The sequence below is a fragment of the Rhodanobacter sp. FDAARGOS 1247 genome (assembly GCF_016889805.1).
Taxonomy (GTDB): domain Bacteria; phylum Pseudomonadota; class Gammaproteobacteria; order Xanthomonadales; family Rhodanobacteraceae; genus Rhodanobacter.
Window position 1 is genome coordinate 822,882 of the sequence record NZ_CP069535.1, and the last position, 18,314, is coordinate 841,195.

Annotated in this window: 16 protein-coding genes and 1 other RNA gene; 15 read left to right on the forward strand and 2 right to left on the reverse strand. The window is 69.0% G+C overall.

Going from position 1 to position 18,314, the window contains the following annotated elements:
- Nucleotides 1-18: 18 nt before the first annotated feature.
- Together I6J77_RS03560 and I6J77_RS03565 are read right to left on the reverse strand one after the other, a co-directional pair.
- Complete coding sequence (locus I6J77_RS03560) at nt 19-375, reverse strand: YraN family protein (RefSeq protein WP_204110593.1); 357 nt, start codon at nt 373-375, stop codon at nt 19-21.
- Nucleotides 375-2,291 carry a penicillin-binding protein activator gene (locus I6J77_RS03565; RefSeq protein ID WP_204110594.1) on the reverse strand — a complete coding sequence of 639 codons (1,917 nt, stop codon included), beginning with the start codon at nt 2,289-2,291 and terminating at the stop codon, nt 375-377. The genes I6J77_RS03560 and I6J77_RS03565 overlap by 1 nt, the downstream gene beginning before the upstream one ends.
- 81 nt (nt 2,292-2,372) lie before the next feature.
- Here I6J77_RS03565 and rsmI point away from each other — a divergent pair, with 81 nt between their 5' ends.
- From rsmI to ftsA, 15 genes are all read left to right on the forward strand, one after another.
- The gene (rsmI, locus tag I6J77_RS03570) at nt 2,373-3,206 is read left to right on the forward strand and encodes a 16S rRNA (cytidine(1402)-2'-O)-methyltransferase (RefSeq protein WP_204110595.1); all 834 of its coding nucleotides are present in this window, start codon (nt 2,373-2,375) and stop codon (nt 3,204-3,206) included.
- A gap of 91 nt (nt 3,207-3,297) precedes the next feature.
- Nucleotides 3,298-3,664: RNase P RNA component class A (rnpB, locus tag I6J77_RS03575), an RNA gene on the forward strand.
- Nucleotides 3,665-3,980: 316 nt separating this feature from the next.
- On the forward strand, nt 3,981-4,436 hold the full coding sequence (gene mraZ, locus I6J77_RS03580; RefSeq protein ID WP_235577731.1) for a division/cell wall cluster transcriptional repressor MraZ: 456 nt from the start codon (nt 3,981-3,983) through the stop codon (nt 4,434-4,436).
- 41 nt (nt 4,437-4,477) lie between these two features.
- The gene (gene rsmH / locus I6J77_RS03585; protein WP_204110596.1) at nt 4,478-5,404 is read left to right on the forward strand and encodes a 16S rRNA (cytosine(1402)-N(4))-methyltransferase RsmH; all 927 of its coding nucleotides are present in this window, start codon (nt 4,478-4,480) and stop codon (nt 5,402-5,404) included.
- Nucleotides 5,401-5,670 carry a cell division protein FtsL gene (gene ftsL, locus I6J77_RS03590; RefSeq protein WP_056716840.1) on the forward strand — a complete coding sequence of 90 codons (270 nt, stop codon included), beginning with the start codon at nt 5,401-5,403 and terminating at the stop codon, nt 5,668-5,670. The genes rsmH and ftsL overlap by 4 nt, the downstream gene beginning before the upstream one ends.
- Nucleotides 5,667-7,481, forward strand: coding sequence for a penicillin-binding protein 2 (locus I6J77_RS03595; RefSeq protein ID WP_204110597.1), 1,815 nt, complete (start codon nt 5,667-5,669; stop codon nt 7,479-7,481). Before ftsL ends, I6J77_RS03595 begins: the two co-directional genes overlap by 4 nt.
- Nucleotides 7,478-9,040, forward strand: a complete 1,563-nt coding sequence (locus I6J77_RS03600) for a UDP-N-acetylmuramoyl-L-alanyl-D-glutamate--2,6-diaminopimelate ligase (protein ID WP_204110598.1) — start codon at nt 7,478-7,480, stop codon at nt 9,038-9,040. The genes I6J77_RS03595 and I6J77_RS03600 overlap by 4 nt, the downstream gene beginning before the upstream one ends.
- Nucleotides 9,037-10,407 (forward strand): UDP-N-acetylmuramoyl-tripeptide--D-alanyl-D-alanine ligase, encoded by a 1,371-nt coding sequence (gene murF / locus I6J77_RS03605; RefSeq protein WP_204110599.1) that lies wholly within the window; start codon nt 9,037-9,039, stop codon nt 10,405-10,407. The genes I6J77_RS03600 and murF overlap by 4 nt, the downstream gene beginning before the upstream one ends.
- The gene (gene mraY / locus I6J77_RS03610) at nt 10,397-11,497 is read left to right on the forward strand and encodes a phospho-N-acetylmuramoyl-pentapeptide-transferase (protein ID WP_056716833.1); all 1,101 of its coding nucleotides are present in this window, start codon (nt 10,397-10,399) and stop codon (nt 11,495-11,497) included. The genes murF and mraY overlap by 11 nt, the downstream gene beginning before the upstream one ends.
- 117 nt (nt 11,498-11,614) lie before the next feature.
- Nucleotides 11,615-12,847 (forward strand): putative lipid II flippase FtsW, encoded by a 1,233-nt coding sequence (gene ftsW, locus I6J77_RS03615; RefSeq protein ID WP_204110600.1) that lies wholly within the window; start codon nt 11,615-11,617, stop codon nt 12,845-12,847.
- Nucleotides 12,844-13,917 carry an undecaprenyldiphospho-muramoylpentapeptide beta-N-acetylglucosaminyltransferase gene (murG, locus tag I6J77_RS03620; protein WP_204110601.1) on the forward strand — a complete coding sequence of 358 codons (1,074 nt, stop codon included), beginning with the start codon at nt 12,844-12,846 and terminating at the stop codon, nt 13,915-13,917. The genes ftsW and murG overlap by 4 nt, the downstream gene beginning before the upstream one ends.
- Nucleotides 13,914-15,353: a UDP-N-acetylmuramate--L-alanine ligase gene (gene murC / locus I6J77_RS03625; RefSeq protein ID WP_056763924.1), complete on the forward strand. Its 1,440-nt coding sequence runs from the start codon at nt 13,914-13,916 to the stop codon at nt 15,351-15,353. Before murG ends, murC begins: the two co-directional genes overlap by 4 nt.
- The gene (locus tag I6J77_RS03630) at nt 15,350-16,291 is read left to right on the forward strand and encodes a D-alanine--D-alanine ligase (protein WP_304627169.1); all 942 of its coding nucleotides are present in this window, start codon (nt 15,350-15,352) and stop codon (nt 16,289-16,291) included. Before murC ends, I6J77_RS03630 begins: the two co-directional genes overlap by 4 nt.
- Nucleotides 16,288-17,022, forward strand: coding sequence for a cell division protein FtsQ/DivIB (locus I6J77_RS03635; protein WP_056716824.1), 735 nt, complete (start codon nt 16,288-16,290; stop codon nt 17,020-17,022). Before I6J77_RS03630 ends, I6J77_RS03635 begins: the two co-directional genes overlap by 4 nt.
- Before the next feature lie 10 nt (nt 17,023-17,032).
- Complete coding sequence (ftsA, locus tag I6J77_RS03640) at nt 17,033-18,265, forward strand: cell division protein FtsA (RefSeq protein ID WP_056716823.1); 1,233 nt, start codon at nt 17,033-17,035, stop codon at nt 18,263-18,265.
- Nucleotides 18,266-18,314 lie beyond the last annotated feature (49 nt).

Sequence of the window (18,314 nt, forward strand, 5' to 3'; positions counted from 1 at the left end):
TATCGCACCGGGCGGGGTTCAGCCCGCCTCGAATGCACCACGCAGCCATTGCCGCTGCAGCGCGTCGAGCGGGCCGTCGTAGCTGACCACGTCGAAACGACAGGCCGCCCGCGCATGTTGCGGGTGCGCGGCCAGCCAGTGTTGTGCCGCGAGTATCAGCTTGCCCTGCTTGGCGGCGGTGACCGAGGTGGCGGCGTCGCCGTGGCTGGCGCTCTTGCGGTAGCGCACCTCGACGAAGACCACGGTGCCGCCGTCGCGCATCACCAGGTCCAGCTCGCCGTGGCGGGTGTTGTAGTTGCGCGCCAGCAGCTTCAGGCCGGCGCGTTCGAGCGCGACGCAGGCGCGTTGCTCGAAGTCGTCGCCGGCCGCGCGCATCAGCGCGATTCGGGCTGGAAGGTTCCGCTGGACGACGGACTCGCCGGCACCGGCTCGGCGTTGGCGGGCGGTGCGGTCGATGGCATGTCGTCCATCTGCAGGCTGCCGCCCAGCGGACGCGCCAGGCCATCCTGGAAGCGCGCCCAGATCAGCACGCGGCGCACGCGGCCGAACTGGTCGGCGGCGAGCTGGCCGCTGGCGCCCGGCAGGTAGCTGCCCGGATGGGCGCGCATCCATTCGATGTAGGGCACCAGGTTCCAGGCATCCATGCCGAAGGCGAACAGCCGCGCGGCGCCGCCCCGGGCCGCGGGCAGGCGCGTGGCGATGTCGTCGTGGCTGGGCAGTCCCGGCTGGGCGTCGAACAGCCACGGTGCGTCGCAGAATTCCAGGCCGTCCAGGTCGCGATTCGCGGCGGAGTCGTCGCTGCCTTCATAGACGTGCGAGGTGCCGAATACCGGCAGGCCGACCCGGGCGATGTGCAACTGCGGCAACAGCAGCCGCGCCTGTTGCGGGCGCATGCTGATAAAGATGCCGCTGTCCACCACCACCGGATTGTCCGGCTGCGCCGTGCTGGCGCTGGCTGCGGGCTCGGCGGTCGCCGGTGCCGTCGGCAGTCGCATCCCGGCAATGACATCGGCGTAGCTGGTGACTCCGGGCGGCAGGGTGATCGAACCCAGCAACTCGCCGCCGCGGGCCGTCAGCTCCGCCTTGAACGCGCTGGCTGCACGCTGGGCAAAGTCGTCGACCGAGACCATCACGTAGGCCTTGCGGATGCCCCGTTCGATCATGTGATCGGCAGCCTGCGCGCCCTCGGTCTCCGGCAGCAGGCCGAATTCGCTGGTGTCGCCGGCGGGCAGTTGCTTGTCGTCAGGATGATTCAGGGCCAGCAGCGGAACCGGCAGCTGCGCCTGGCCGAACACGGCGGCGACTTCAGTGCGGGTCAGCGGGCCGACGACCAGTCGCGCGCCGTCACTGACGGCCTGCTGATACGCCTTGAGCGCGCCGTCGGCGGTGCCCTGGCTGTCGTAGACCCGTACCGAGGGGCGCGGCGCGTGATTGCGGCCGGCATCGAGATAGGCCGCGAAGAAACCTTCGCGGATCGCCGTGCTGGCGGCGGCGTAATTGCCGTCGTTGGGCAACAGCAGGGCCACCTGGGTGGGCACCTTGTAGCCCTCGCGCACGTTGGCGTCGGCGCCGGGCAGCAAGGTGCCGACCGGTTGCTGGAGGTCGGGGGTCGGCTGCGCCACGGTGACGCCGAGCTGGCTGAGCGCCTCGTTCACCCACGGCAGCATGCGGTCGCCGCGCTGCATGCCGGCGGCGCGCTGCTTCAGCGAATCGACGCCGACCTGGCCCAGCAGGGCGAGGATCTGCTGGCGATTCTGGCCGTGGTCGAAGCCGCTGAGCTGTCCGTCCAGCTCCACGCGGGTTCGCGCGGCACCCCACGGGTCGCCGCTGGCGGCCATCGCGCGAGCGCGGAATTCCAGCAGGCGCGGCTGCAGCGCCGCCGGGATGGTGACCCGGGGTTGCGTGGTCAACCGCAGCGCGGTGGCCGCATCGTGCTGGTCCAGTGCCAGTTCGGCGCGCAGCAGGTCCAGTCGTACCGGTTCGTCACCGGCAAGGTTCTGCCGCTTGATGCCGGCGAGCACGGGTGCGGCGCGCTGGAGCTGGCCTTCCTCGCGCCACGCCTCGGCGGCGTACAGGCGATAGCTGTCGGCGTGTCCGCGCGATTGCCCGGCCAGCGCGAGCCATGCCTGCGCGGACTGGTCGAACTGGCCCTGCGTGGCCAGTGCGGCGGCACTCTGCGCCGCGGCAAGCTCCGCCGGCGAGCGTGGCGCATTGCTGGGCACGCAGGCGGCCAGCAACAGCGAAAACAGCAAGGCAGTCGCGGCGACGCGCGAGTGGCGCATGAAGCGCATGGGAAATCCCTTGGTCGTCATGGTCGTCAATGCGCGATCATAACGGATTGGATTGTCGCCCCGTGGTGCAGGAGTTTGCAGATGTCATCGGTTCAGTCAGGGTTTTTGTGGGTGGTGGCCACGCCCATCGGTCATCGCGACGATTTTTCAGCACGGGCGATCGCCACCTTGCGCGCGGTGGCGGTGATCGCGGCGGAAGACACCCGCCACAGCCGCCCGCTACTGGTTCACCACAACATAGATACGCCGCTGCTCGCACTGCACGACCACAACGAGCGCGATGCGGTGGATGCGATCGTGCGCCGGATGCAGGCCGGTGATTCGGTGGCGCTGATCTCGGACGCGGGCACGCCGCTGATCAGCGACCCGGGCTTTCGGCTGGTGCGCGCCGCGCGCGCCGCAGGCATCCGCTGCGTTCCGGTGCCGGGCGCGTGCGCGGCGATCGCGGCCCTGTCGGTGGCCGGCCTGCCCAGTGACCGTTTCGTGTTCGAGGGTTTCCTGCCGCCGAAGGCGGCGGCGCGGCGCAGTCGCCTGCAGGAACTGGCCGGCGATCCGCGCACGCTGATTTTCTACGAGTCGTCGCACCGCGTCGCCGAAAGCCTGGCCGACATGCGCGACGTGTTCGGCGCCGATCGCGAGGCCGTGCTGGCGCGCGAGCTGACCAAGATGTTCGAAACCGTGCTGGGCGAGCCGCTGGCGGAGCTGGCGGCGCGGGTCGTCAGCGATCCGGACCAGCAGCGCGGCGAACACGTGATCCTGGTGGCGGGGCGCGGCGAGGAAGCCGATGCGAAGCTCGCCGAAGGCCGGCGCATCTTCGCGATCCTGCGCGAGGAATTGCCGCCTGCGAAAGCTGCCAAGCTGGCGGCGGCGATCAGCGGGGCGCCGCGCAAATCTCTCTACGAGAGCGAGAAGTGAGTGGAGAGGAGTGAGGTAGGGACAAACACGCATGCAGCGGCTTCTCTCTCGTTTCTCACTCCTCTTCACTCACTCCTGTATCCTTTCCCGTGGAGTCGGCCGGACAGTCGCGTCGCGCGCAAGCGCATCGAGGAAAGTCCGGGCTCCGCAGGGCAGAGTGCCAGGTAACTCCTGGGCAGCGTGAGCTGACGGCCAGTGCAACAGAGAGCAGACCGCCGAACGGCATCTCCGGATGTGCGTGGCAAGGGTGAAAGGGTGCGGTAAGAGCGCACCGCGTACGGGGCCAACGTCGTACGGCACGGTAAACCCCACTCGGAGCAAGACCAAATAGGGGAACGATAACGCGGCCCGCGTTGTTCCCGGGTAGGTTGCTGGAGCCAGGCGGCGACGCCTGGCCGAGAGGAATGACTGTCGCGTCGCAAGACGTACAGAACCCGGCTTACAGGCCGACTCCACCTCTTCGTGCACGCCATCACCACCTCGACGCCTTGGTCGGGGTGGTGATGACGCGCCCATGTGAACGGAAATTCAGTCCGCGGACGCCAAATGGGGTGATTTCGCGTGGATTTCACCCCGTTCCGGCCCAAAGCAGCGTGGGTCTGATTGCAAAAAATTCCCTGCTTTCAAACACCTTGCCGGTGTTCCTGAGAATATGCTGCATGTACGGTCAGGATTTTGCCTTTACTCATTGATTCACAAGCGAAATTGCCTTGACAGTCTCAGGGGGCGAGATTATCGTGGGCTCCAGTGTGAAATTGTGGGTTTTCGTGGAGTCTGCTGATCGTGTTCCAGGGCGAAACCGCCATCACCATCGACGACAAGGGTCGCCTGACCATCCCGACAGCGTATCGGGAGCAGGTGGCGGGCGAGTGCGCCAATCGCCTGGTGATCACCTACAACCCGTTCGAGGCGGGCAGCCTGTGGCTGTTTCCGCATGCGGAGTGGGAAAAGGTGCGCGATCAGGTGAACGCCCTGTCCAAGGTCAAGGCGGCTCACCGCGACATGCAGATGAAGCTGGTCGGTGCCGCCGCCGTGGTCGAGCCCGATGGCGCGGCGCGCGTTCTGCTGCCGGCCAGCCAGCGGGCCACCACCGGCATCGAGAAAAAGGCGGTGCTGCTGGGCATGGGCAACAAGTTCGAGCTGTGGAGCGAACAGGCCCACCTGGCCAAGATCCGCCAGAGCATCGGCGAAGACGACATCACCAACGAAATGGCCGAACTGCGCCTGTAAACGGCGCGGCGACACACGTGGGACGGGAGCGGGAGTGCGGCATGGCCGAGCAAGTTTTGCGGCACATCCCGGTGATGCTGGGTGAAGCAGTGGAGGGTCTCGCCGTGCATGCGGGCGGGCGTTATCTCGATGGAACCTTCGGTCGCGGCGGTCACGCCCGCGAGGTCCTGTCGCGCCTGGGCGCCGACGGTCGCCTGCTGCTGATGGATCGCGATCCCACCGCCATCGCCACGGCCCGCGCCGAGTTCGCCGCCGATCCGCGGGTGTCGATCCGCCATGCGAATTTCTCCAGCCTGGCCGAGTGGGACGAAACCGCCCACGGCCTCGATGGCGTGCTGCTCGACCTGGGCGTGTCCTCGCCGCAGCTGGACGAGGCCGCGCGCGGTTTCAGCTTCATGGCCGATGCGCCGCTGGACATGCGCATGGACACCAGCCAGGGCGAGAGCGCGGCCGACTTCCTGGCCCAGGCCAGCGAGCGCGAAATCGCCGACGTGTTGTGGAACTACGGCGAGGAACGCCACAGCCGGCGCATCGCCCGCGCCATCGTGGCCGATCGCGAGGCCACCCCGTTCACCCGCACCGGCCAGCTGGCTGCGTTGATCGAGCGCGTGGCGGGCCGGCGCGAGCCGGGCAAGCATCCGGCCACGCGCAGCTTCCAGGCGCTGCGCATTCGCGTGAACGGCGAACTGGATGCCCTGCAGCAGGGCTTGAATGCCGCACTGGAACGGCTGAAGCCGGGTGGTCGCCTGTCAGTGATCAGCTTCCACTCGCTGGAGGACCGCGCGGTGAAGCTGTTCATCCGCGACCACTCCGGCCGCGTGCAGAACAGCCGCCGCGGACCGCCGGTGCAGGGCGCGCCGGCGCAACTGGCTGCGGTCGGCAAGGCGCAGTTCCCGGGCGATGCCGAGCTGGCGGCGAACCCGCGCTCGCGTTCGGCCGTCCTGCGCGTGGCGGAGAAACTCGCATGAAGGCCGTCGGCGCCCTCTGCCTGCTGGTGTTGCTGGTGGCCGTGCTGGCCAGCGCGCTCGGCGTGGTGTGGACGCGCCACGAGAGCCGCGTGCTGTTCGTCAACCTGACCGCGCTGCAGAACCAGCGCGACGAGCTGAATATCGAATACGGCAAGCTCGAGCTGGAGCAGGCCACCTATGCCGAACCCCGGCGCATCGACGACGAGGCCCGGCAGAAGCTGGGCATGGTCGATCCGCGCCCGCAAGACATCCGGTTGCTGCGATGAGCTGGCGCAAGCACGTCAAGCCATCCCAACCCGGTCGCCGACGCGTCGCTGGTCCCAGTGCGCGGCGGCGCATGGTCGTGGTGGTCGGCCTGCTGGGGCTGGTTTCCGCGGCCCTGGTCGCGCGCGCGTTCGACCTGCAGGTGGTGCGCAAGGAGTTCTACCAGCGCCAGGGTGATGCGCGCTTCCTGCGCGAAGTGCCGATCCCGGTATCGCGCGGCACCATCTTCGACCGCAACGGCGAGCCGTTGGCGGTGTCGACGCCGATGATGTCGATCTGGGCCAATCCGTCCGAGGTGCTGGACAACGACGAGCGCATTCCCGCGCTGGCGCAGGCGCTGGGAGTGGAAGCGGACGGCCTGAAGGCGCAGCTGGCGCAGCGTTCGGATCGCGAGTTCGTCTACCTGCGCCGGCAGATGTCGCCGGCCGCGGCACAGGCGGTGCTGGACCTGGGCATTCCGGGTATCAACGGCCAGCGCGAATTCAAGCGCTACTACCCGTCCGGCGAAGTCACCGCCCACGTGCTCGGTTTCACCAACATCGACGACCGCGGCCAGGAAGGCCTGGAGCTGGCGTACGACGAATGGCTGGCCGGCAAGCCGGGCGCCAAGCGCGTCATCCGCGACCGCATGGGTCACGTGGTCGAGGACCTGGAGCAGGTGCGCGCGCCCAAGCCCGGCCAGAACCTCACCCTGAGCATCGACCGGCGCATCCAGTTCCTGGCCTACAACGAGCTGAAGAACACGCTGGAGAAATCACAGGCCGACTCCGGCTCGATGGTGGTGCTCGACGTGCGCACCGGCGAAGTGCTGGCGATGGTCAACCTGCCGACCTACAACCCGAACGCACTGGGCGGCAGCAAGCCGGGCCAGCGCCGCAACCGGGCGATGACCGACGTGCTCGAACCCGGCTCGACGATCAAGCCGATCCTGATGGCGGCGGCGCTGTCCAGCGGCAAGTACACGCCGACCAGCCCGCTCATCGACACCACCGGCGGGCACTGGTACTTCCAGGGCCACGACATCCACGACACCCACAACTACGGCGTGCTGACCCCGACCGGGGTGATCACCAAGTCCAGCAACGTGGGTGCGGCGCACATCGCGATGCAGCTGGACACCTCGCTGATGTACGACACCTATCGTGCGTTCGGCTTCGGCAACAGCACCGAGAGCGGCTTCCCCGGCGAGGCGTCCGGCTACCTGCGCATCGGCCGCGACTGGCGCCCGCTGGAAAAGGCCATTCTCGGCTACGGTTACGGACTCAACGTCACCGTGCTGCAGCTGGCCAACGCCTACGCCACCATCGCCGATGGCGGCGTGATGCACAGCCCCACCTTCATCAAGGGCAACGACAGCGCGGTCAAACAGATCATCTCGCCCGAGGTGGCGCACGAACTGCTGCAGATGATGGAGACGGTGACTGGCCCGGGCAGCACCGGCACGATGGCGCGCATCGCCAACTACAGCGTGGCCGGCAAGACCGGCACGGCGCACAAGGCTGCCGGTGGCAGCTATGCCAAGAGCAACTACACCTCGGCATTTGCCGGCATCGTGCCGGCCTCCAGCCCGCGCCTGGCGGCGGTGGTGGTGATCGACAACCCGCAGAAGGGCAGCTACTACGGCGGCACCGTGTCCGGCCCGGTCTTCTCCAAGGTGATGGAAGGTGCGCTGCGCCTGCTCGACGTGCCGCCGGACAATATCGGCCGCTGGTATGTCGGCGGTCCGCTGCAGAGCCCGGACGGGCTGGTCGGTAGCAAGCCGCCGGTGGATGCGCCGATCGACGACGCGCCCGTGGACGAGGACACGCCATGAGCACCGGCCACCTCGATCAATTGCTGCTGGGCATCGCCGACGCGCAACTGGCAGCGATGCCGGAAGCCGCGCGCATGACGGTCTCCGGCCTGAGCCTGGATTCGCGCAGCGTGCAGCGCGGTGACGCGTTCTTCGCGCTGCATGGCACCCGCGCCCATGGCATCAGCTTCGCGCCTGCCGCCGTGCAGCGCGGCGCGCGCATCGTGCTGGCCGAGGCGCCGGTGACGGGCGAATCGCTTCCCCCGCTGGCGGGGGAAGCTGGCGAGGACGGAAGGGGTGCGCTGCCGCAGGCAGTCGGCGAGGTGCCGGTGCTGTGGATCGACGACCTGCACGCGCAGGTCGGCGAGATCGCCGCGCGCTTCCATCAGCGACCCAGCGAAGCGCTGCGTCTGATCGGCGTCACCGGCACCAACGGCAAGACGTCCTGCGTGCAGCTGCTGGCCCAGGCGCTGACCCTGCTGGGCCATCGCGCCGCCTCGATCGGCACGCTCGGCGCAGGCGTGCACGGCCAGCTGCATGAGGGCGAGCGCACCACCCCCGACGCGATCAGCGTGCAGGCGCAGCTGGCGGCGTTCCGCGACGACCGGGTCAGCCATGTGGCGATGGAAGTTTCATCCCACGCGCTGGTGCAGGGGCGCGTGGCCGCGGTCGACTTCGAAGTGGCGGCGTTCACCAACCTCACCCGCGACCACCTCGACTATCACGGCAGCATGGAAGCCTATGGCGCCGCCAAGGCCATGCTGTTCGCGTGGCCGGGGCTGCGCAGCGCGGTGATCAACATCGACGACGCGTTCGGCCGCGAGCTGACGAGTCAGCTGTCCGACGGTCTGCAGTTGCTGCGCTTCAGTGCGACCGGCGACGACGAGGCGGAAGTTGCCGCCAGCGACATCGTCACCTCGGCCGAGGGCCTGGCCTTCCATCTGCGGACCCCGTGGGGCAGCCGCGTGATCCGCAGCCAGCTGATCGGTCGCTTCAACGTGGCCAACCTGTTGGCCGTGGTGGCCAGCCTCGGCGCGCTGGGCGAACCGTTCGCGCGCATCGTCGAGGTGGTCGCCCAGCTGCAGCCGGTGAACGGCCGGATGAGCCGGATCGGCGGCGTGCACGGCCAGCCGCTGGTGGTGGTCGACTACGCGCACACCCCGGATGCGCTGGAGCAGGCGCTGAATGCCGTGCGCGCCCACTGCGCCGGCAAGCTGATCTGCGTGTTCGGTTGCGGCGGCGAGCGCGACGCCGGCAAGCGTCCGTTGATGGGCGAGATCGCCGCCAGGCTGGCCGACGTGGCCATCGTCACCGACGACAACCCGCGCGGCGAAGACGGCGACGCCATCGTGGCGCAAATCGTGGCCGGCATGACTGCCGCGCCAGCGATGGCGGTCGAGCGCGATCGCGCGGTGGCGATCGCCGACGCGCTGGCGCTGGCCCGGCCGGGCGACGCGGTGCTGATCGCCGGCAAGGGACACGAGACCTATCAGGACGGCGCGACCGGCAAGCATCCGTTCGACGACCTGCTGGTGGCCCGTGCGGCGCTGGAGCAATGGCAACGGGAGCAGCGCGCATGATGGCGCTCGCCACCATCGCCGTGTGGACCGGCGGCCGCCTGCTCGCGGGTGATGCCGAGGTCACCGGCGTGGCCATCGATACCCGCAAGCTCAAGCCCGGCGACCTGTTCGTCGCGATCAGGGGTGAGCGTGCCGACGGCCATGACTACCTGGCCGAGGCTGCCGCGCGCGGCGCGGTGGCCGCGATGGTCACGCGCAAGGTCGACAGCGACTTGCCCCAGGTGCTGGTCAACGATGCGGGACTGGCGCTGGGCGACCTGGCCAGTGCGGTGCGCGCCCAGCGCGACGTGCGCGTGGTCGGCATCACCGGCTCCAACGGCAAGACCACGGTGAAGACCCTGGTCGCCTCGATCCTGTCGCGGCACGGCCGCACCCATGTCAGCGGCGGCAACTACAACAACGAGCTCGGCCTGCCGCTGAGCCTGCTGGCGATGCCGGCGGACACCGAATATGCGGTGTTCGAGATGGGCGCAGGCAAGCCCGGCGACATCGCGTATCTGGCTGCCATCGCACGGCCCGATATCGGCCTCGTCACGCTCATCGCGCCGGCGCACCTTGCGCGCATGGGCAGCATCGAGGGCGTGGCCGAAACCAAGGGGGCGCTGTATCAGGCCCTGCCGGTGGACGGCACCGCGATCATCAATGCCGACGATGCGTTCGCCAGCTTCTTCGGCGGCCTGGCCGGTTCGCGCCAGGTGCTGCGTTTCGGCCTGGAGCACAAGGCCGACGTGGGCGCCGACATCATCGAGCAGCGCGTGGACGGTTCGCGCTTCGTGCTGAGCACGCCCCGGGGCGACGCCGAGGTGGCGCTGGCGCTGCCCGGTCGGCACAACATCGCCAACGCGTTGGCCGCGGCCGCGGTGGCGCTGGCGCTCGACGTGCCGCTGGACACCATCGTCGCCGGACTCGAGCAGGCCTCCGGCGTGGCCGGTCGCCTGCGTCGCGTGGTGGCTGCCGGCGGCTGGACCGTGATCGACGACAGCTACAACGCAAACCCCGGTTCGATGGCGGCGGCGGTCGACACGCTGCTGCTGGCCGGCGGCGAGCGCTGGCTGGTGCTGGGCGACATGGCCGAGCTGGGCGCCGATGCGCGCGCGCTGCATGCAGGCATCGGCGCGATGGCGCGCGAGCGCGGCATCGAGCGCCTGTTTGCGGTGGGTCCGTTGGGTGCGGCGACGGTCGAAGCCTTCGGCGCCGGCGCCACGCACTTCGACGACAAGGCGGCGCTGATCGCCGCGCTGCAGGCGCAGCTGCATGCGGGCGTCACCTGCCTGGTCAAGGGTTCGCGTTCGGCCGGCATGGAGCAGGTCGTGGCCGCCATCGACGGTGGCGCAGAAAAGAAGGGGGAGGCATTCCATGCTGCTTGAGCTGGCCGACTGGATGGCACGGCATTTCACCGCGCTGCACCTGTTCCAGTACATCACCTTCCGCACCATCATGGCCGCGCTCACCGCGCTGGCGATGTCGCTGCTGTGCGGGCCGTGGCTGATCAACCGGCTGGCTGCGCTGAAGGCGGGCCAGGTGGTGCGCAGCGACGGGCCGCAGACCCACCTGGTCAAGGCCGGCACGCCGACCATGGGCGGCGTGATGATCCTGCTGTCGGTCACCGTGGCCACCTTGCTGTGGGCCGACCTGCACAACCGCTACGTGTGGGTGGTGCTGGCGGTGCTGCTGAGCTTCGGTGCGATCGGTTTCTACGACGATTACCGCAAGCTGGTGCTGAAGGACAGCCGTGGGCTGGCCAGTCGCTGGAAGTATTTCTGGCAGTCGGTGTTCGGGCTGGGCGCGGCGCTGTTCCTCTACTACACCGCACCCCATGCCGCCGCGGCCGGGCCGGTGGCGGAAACGGCGCTGTACCTGCCGCTGTTCAAGCACGTGGTGCTGCCGCTGGGCGTGTTCTTCATCGCCATCACCTATTTCATGATCGTGGGCTTCTCCAACGCGGTGAACCTCACCGACGGCCTGGATGGCCTGGCGATCATGCCGACCGTGCTGGTCTCCGGCGCGCTGGGCGTGTTCGCCTACCTGGCCGGCAACAAGGTGTTCTCCGAATACCTGGGCATCCCCTCGATTCCCGGCGCGGGCGAGCTGGCGATCTTCACCGGCGCGCTGGCCGGGGCGGGGCTGGGCTTCCTGTGGTTCAACACCTATCCGGCCCAGGTGTTCATGGGCGACGTGGGCGCGCTGGCGATGGGCGCGGCGCTGGGCTGCGTCGCGGTGATCGTGCGCCAGGAGATCGTGCTGCTGGTGATGGGCGGCGTGTTCGTGATGGAAACCGCCTCGGTGATGATCCAGGTCGCCAGCTTCAAGCTCACCGGCAAGCGCGTGTTCCGCATGGCGCCGATCCACCACCACTTCGAATTGAAGGGCTGGCCCGAGCCCCGCGTGATCGTGCGCTTCTGGATCATCAGCGTCGTGCTGGTGCTGATCGGCCTCGCCACGTTGAAGGTGCGGTGATGATGAAAGCCGGGAATCGGGAATCGGGAATCGGGAATCGGAAGGGCGTGCGTCTGTGCGCTTTTGCCCATTCCCTATTTCCCATTCCCTGTTCCCGTGCCTCCAAAGGAGGCACCCATGTTTGACGCCTCGCAAGCCAGACGCCGGACCGGGCCGCGCGGCAGCTACGACCTGTGGCTGCTGGTCGCGCTGGTCGGGCTGGCCAGCGTGGGCGTGGTGATGGTGACGTCCAGCTCGATCGCGGTGGCGGACAGCCAGCACATCGGCGCGTTCTATTTCCTGAAGAAGCACCTGCTGTTCCTCAGCCTGGGTCTGTTCGCGGCGGCGCTGGCCATGCGCACCGAACTGAAGCTGCTGGAGAAATATGCGTTCCCGCTGCTGGCGCTGGCCTTCCTGATGCTGCTGGCGGTGTTCGTGCCGCACTTCGGCATGCGCATCAACGGCGCGCGGCGCTGGCTCAACCTGCTGGTGACCACGTTCCAGCCGGTCGAGGCGGTAAAGCTGATCCTGGTGATCTACGTGGCCAGCTACCTGGTGCGCCACCGCGACAGCGTGGAGACGAAGTTCCTCGGCCTGTTCAAGCCGGTGCTGGTGGCTGGCCTGATCGTGCTGCTGCTGCTGGCGCAGCCGGACTTCGGCTCGGCCACGCTGGTGATCGCGGTGACCATCGCGATGGTCTGGCTGGGCGGCGCGCGGCCGATCTTCCTGTTCCTGATGGGCCTGCCGCTGATGCCGCTGCTGTATGTCGCGGCGACCGGCGAGAGCTACCGCATGAAGCGGCTGACCTCGTTCATGGACCCGTGGAAGGACCCGTTCAACGACGGCTTCCAGCTGACCCAGTCGCTGATGGCGATCGGTCGCGGCGAGTGGACCGGCGTGGGCCTGGGTTCCAGCGTGTTGAAGCTGTCCTACCTGCCCGAGGCGCATACCGATTTCATCTTCGCGGTGATTGGCGAGGAGCTGGGCCTGGCCGGCGTGATCCTGGTGATCAGCCTGTTCGGACTGGCGGTGGGTCGCGGCCTGTACATCGGCTTGAAGGGCGTCGAGGTGGGCCAGCGCTTCGCCGGCTACGTGGCCTTCGGCATCTCGCTGATGCTGGCGATGCAGGCCTTCGTGTCGGTCGGCGTGAACCTCGGCGCGCTGCCGACCAAGGGACTGACCCTGCCGCTGATCAGCTACGGCGGTTCGTCGATGGCGCTGACCTGCGCCATGGCCGGCGTGCTGCTGCGCGCCACCTACGAGATCAACCGCGCGCTGGACGCGCGGCAGATGGCCACCCGGATGCCGGCAGCTGTCGCTGCCGCCGACGCGAGCGCCGCGGCGAAACCGCGCGAGGCGGTGGCCGCATGAATACGCAGGCACCCGTGCTGATCATGGCCGGCGGCACCGGCGGGCACATCTTCCCCGGTCTGGCCGTGGCCGAGTGCCTGCGGGCGCAGGGCGTGCCGGTGGTGTGGCTGGGCGCGGTCGGCGGGATGGAAACGACGGTGGTGCCGGCGCAGCGGATCGAACTGCACACGGTGGCCGTCGGCGGTCTGCGCGGCAAGGGCATCAGGACCCGGCTGCTGGCGCCGCTGATGCTGCTGCGCGCGCTGTTCGCCTCGCTGGCCGTACTGCGCCAGGTGCGACCGCGCAGCGTGCTGTCGATGGGCGGCTACGTGGCCGGCCCCGGCGGTCTCGCCGCGTGGCTGTTGCGCCGACCGTTGCTGGTGCACGAACAGAATCGGGTGGCCGGCTTCACCAATCGCAAGCTGGCCGCGCTGTCGAAGCGCGTTCTGGCCGGTTTCGCCGATGCCTTGCCGCAGGCCGAATGGGTCGGCAATCCGGTGCGCGACGCGATCGCCGCGCTGCCGCCGCCGGCGCAGCGCATGGCCGGGCGCGAGGGCAGGCCGCGCCTGCTGGTGCTGGGCGGCAGCCTGGGCGCGCGCGCACTGAATCTCGCGCTGCCGCAGGCGCTGGCCCTGCTGACGGCGGAGCAACGGCCCGAGGTGCTGCACCAGTGCGGCAACCGCGGGCTGGACGAGGCCCGCGCCGCGTATGCGAAGGCCGGCGTCGAGGCGCAGGTGGTGCCGTTCATCGACGACATGGCGGCCAGTTACGGCCGCGCCGACCTGGCCGTTTGCCGCGCCGGCGCGCTGACCCTGGCCGAGCTGGCTGCGGCCGGACTGGGCGCGGTGCTGGTGCCGTTCCCGTACGCGGTGGACGACCACCAGACGCGCAACGGTGAAGTGCTGGTGGCGGCCGGAGCCGCCGAACTGATGCAGGAGAACGAGCTGGACGTACAGATTCTGGCGCAGCGACTGGAGTCGCTGCTGGGTGACCGCAGCCGCCTGTTGGCGATGGCCGAGGCCGCGCGCACGCTGGCGAAACCCGACGCGGCGCAGGTCATCGCCCGCGCATGCCTGGAGGTGGCCGCATGACGCCGCGCCGCCTGCATGCGCACGAAGATCCGATGAGCACGTTCCGCCGGGTGCACTTCATCGGCATCGGCGGCGTCGGCATGAGCGGCATCGCCGAGGTGCTGCACAACCTGGGCTACGCGGTGTCCGGCTCCGATCGGGCCAACTCGCCGACGGCACAACGGCTGCAGCAGCTGGGCATCGTGGTGCACGTGGGCCATGCGGTGGAAAACATCGGCGACGCCGACGTGGTGGTGACATCCAGCGCGATCAAGCAGGACAACCCGGAACTGGTCGCCGCCCGTGCCGGCCGCATTCCGGTGATCCCCCGCGCGGAAATGCTGGGTGAACTGATGCGTTTCCGCCGCGGCGTGGCGATCGCCGGCACCCATGGCAAGACCACCACCACCAGCCTCACCGCGAGCGTGCTGGCCGAGGCCGGTTACGACCCGACCTTCGTGATCGGTGGTCAGCTCAACGCGGCCGGCGCCAATGCGCGGCTGGGCACTGGCCAGTACCTGGTGGCCGAAGCGGACGAATCGGACGGCTCGTTCCTGATGCTGTCGCCGGTGATCGCGGCGGTGACCAACATCGACGCCGATCACCTGGAGAACTACCACGGCGATTTCGCCGAGGTGAAGCAGGCGTTCGACGACTTCCTGCATCGGCTGCCGTTCTACGGCCTGGCCGTGCTGTGCGTGGACGACCCGGAAGTGGCGGTGCTGGCGAAATCCACCACGCGGCGGGTGATGACCTACGGCATCGACAGCGCGGACGCCGACGTGCGCGCGCTGAAGGTGAGCCAGCACGGCTTCGAGATGCACTTCGACCTGCAACTGCCGGGGCGCGACGAGGTGCTGCCGGTGAAGCTCAATCTGCCGGGTCGGCACAACGTGCTCAATGCGCTGGCCGCGGCGGCGATCGGCTGGCAGCTCGGCGTCGAGGCTGATGCGCTGGCCCGTGCGCTGGAGAATTTCCAGGGCGTCGGCCGGCGTTTCCACCGGCGCGGGGAACTCGCGCTGGACCACGGCAGCGTGCTGCTGGTGGACGACTACGGCCACCATCCCCGCGAACTGGCCGCGGTGTTCGCCGCCGCCCGCGGCGGCTGGCCCGATCGGCGCCTGGTGGTGGGTTTCCAGCCGCACCGCTACAGCCGCACGCGCGACCTGCTGGACGACTTCGCCAACGTGCTGGCCGAGGCCGACGTGCTGGTGCTGACCGATGTCTACCCCGCCGGCGAAGCGCCGATCGCCGGCGCCGACGGTCGCGCCCTGGCGCGCGCCGTGCGCGCGCGCGGCAAGGTTGATCCGGTGCTGGTCGAGCATCCGCGTGATCTGAAAGAGAGCCTGCCGGCGCTGCTGCGCGATGGCGACCTGCTGCTGCTGCTCGGCGCGGGCGACATCGGCGCGGCGGCGGTGGAGCTGGCGCAAGCGGGCAACCTGAGGACAAGCAAGTGAGCATGATGATCAAGGACCCTGCCCAGTTCGGACGCGTCGCCGTGGTGATGGGCGGCAGCTCGGCCGAGCGCGAGGTGTCGCTGGATTCCGGCCGCAACGTGCTCGCCGCACTGCGCGCGCGCGGCATCGATGCCCATGCCATCGACGGCATCCCGGCCCTGCTCGATGCCTTGCGCGCCGGGCACTTCGCCCGGGTGTTCAACATCCTGCACGGCCAGCACGGCGGTGGCGAGGATGGCGTGCTGCAGGGCGCGCTGGAATCGCTCAACGTGCCGTACACGGGTTCCGGCGTGCTCGGTTCGGCGCTGTCGATGGACAAGACCCGTTCCAAGCGCGTGTGGCAATCGCTGGGCCTGCCGACGCCGAAGTTCGTGGCGCTGCCGCGCGGCGCCGACGTGCATGCGGCGGCGAAGCAGGTCGGCTTTCCGCTGATCGTGAAGCCGGCCTGTGAAGGTTCCAGCGTGGGCGTCACCCGCGTGTTCGACGAATCCCAACTGGACCAGGCGGTGGAGCTGGCCGCGAAGTATCCCGGCGACCTGCTGATGGAAACCCTGATCGAGGGTGACGAACTGACCGTCGCGATCCTCGGGCGTCAGGTGCTGCCGTCCATCCACATCGTGCCGAAGGGTGCGTTCTACGACTACAACGCGAAGTACATCGCCGAAGACACCTTGTACCTGTGCCCCGGCCAGGAAGGCGAGGCCGAGGCGGTACTGCGCGCGCTGGCGCTGCAGGCATTCGACGCGCTGGGCTGCGCCGGCTGGGGTCGGGTCGACGTGATGCGCGATCGCGCCGGTCGCAACTGGCTGCTGGAAGTGAACACCGCGCCGGGCATGACCTCGCATTCGCTGGTGCCGAAGGCCGCCGCCGTGGACGGCATCGACTACCAGGAGCTGTGCTGGCGCGTGCTGGAAACCAGTTTCCGGGAGGGCCTGTGAAGGGAGCCGTCCGCCTCGTCGCCTGGTGCCTGGCCATCGCCCTGGTCGCGCTGCCGATCGTCGGCGTGCTGCGCGGCTGGTTTGCGGCCGGGCGCTGGCCGGTGACCCGGTTGACGGTGCAGGCCGAGTTCAAGCACGTCAGCGAAAGCGACCTGCGTGCCGCGGTGCGCCCGCGGCTGGGCAAGGGCTTCTTCGCGCTGGATCTGGATGCGGTGCAGAAAGCCGTGGCCGCGCTGCCGTGGGTGGAATCGGTCGAGGCGCGCAAGCGCTGGCCCGACACGTTGCAGTTGCGCATCTACGAACGCCAGCCGTTCGCGCGCTGGAACGACAGGCAGCTGATCAGCCGCCAGGGCCTGGTGTTCGATGCGCCCGGCATGAATGACCTCGGCGACCTGCCGGAGCTGCATGGCCCGGATGCCAGGCTGGCCGAGGTGGTGAGCTTCTACGCCGAGACGCAGAAGGCCTTCGCCGGCACGCACCTGCGCATCACCGGCGTGGCGCTGACCGAGCGCGGCAGCTGGAGCATCGGCACTGCTGGCGGTGCGCAGATCGTGATCGGCGATCGCGAGCAGGCAGGTCGTCGCCTGCGCCGTTTCCTCGACGTCTATCCGCAACTGATCGCCGGACACACCGACGGTTTTGCCTACGCCGACCTTCGCTACACCAACGGATTCGCCGTGCGCTGGCCCGATGCGGCCGCCGCCAACGCTGGGGGTTCGCCTCGCACATGAGCATTTTTCTATGAAGCCGCGCAACGACAAGCAACTGGTGGTGGGGCTCGATATCGGTACCTCGAAAGTGGTGGCGATCGTGGGCGAGTACGAGCCGGGCGAGCCGATCACCGTGATCGGCATCGGCACCCACGTCTCGCGCGGCATGAAGCGCGGCTCGGTGGTCGACATCGAATCGACCGTGCACTCGATCCAGCGCGCGGTGGAGGAAGCCGAGCTGATGGCCGGCTGCGACATCCGTTCGGTCTACGCCTCGATTTCCGGCAGCCACCTGGAAACCCGCAACTCGCACGGCAACGCGGCGATCCGCGACCGCGAGGTCACCGCGGCTGACCTGGAACAGGTGCTGGAGGCGGCCAGCGCGGTGGCGATCCCGGCCGACCGCAAGGTGCTCTACAAGGAGTCGCAGGAATACCGCATCGACGGCCAGGACGGCATCCGCGCCCCGGTCGGCATGAGCGGCGTGCGACTGGAGGCCAACGTACACCTGGTCACCGGCGCGGCCGCGGCGGTGCAGAACATCTCCAAGTGCATCCAGCGCTGCGGCCTCACCGTGGACGAACTGGTGCCGTCGGCGCTGGCCAGCGCCAAGGCGGTGCTCACCGACGACGAGCGCGAGCTGGGCGTGTGCCTGGTCGACATCGGCGCCGGCACCACCGACATCGCGATCTACACCCAGGGCTCGATCCGCTACACCGCCTCGCTGCCGGTCGGCGGCGACCAGGTCACCAGCGACATCGCCTACGGCGTGCACACGCCGACCGCCCACGCGGAGGAGATCAAGATCAAGTACGCCTGCGCCCAGACCGGGCTGGCGCACGCCGAGGAAACCATCCAGGTGCCCAGCGTGGGCGATCGCCCGCCGCGCCGGCTCGCGCGGCAGTCGCTGGCGCAGAGCGTGCAGGCCCGCTACGAGGAAATCTTCGAGATGGTGCAGGACCAGCTGCGCCGCTCCGGCTACGAGAGCCTGGTTGCGGCCGGCGTGGTGCTGACCGGCGGCGCCTCGAAGATGGAAGGCGCGCTGGAGCTGGCCGAGGAGATCTTCCACAAGATGGTGCGCATCGGCGTGCCGCAGCAGATCGACGGCCTCGGCGAAGTGGTTTCCAGTCCGCTGCACGCCACCGGCGTGGGCCTGCTGCTGCACGGTGCGCGGGCGGGCGGCATGCGCGTGGGCGGGCAGGTCGGCGGCAGCGTCGGTGGCCTGGTCGGGAAAGTGCGTGGCTGGCTGACCCGGAATTTCTGAAAACACGGTTGCGGATGACGCAGGACGCGTCATCCAGGGTGGAGGGACA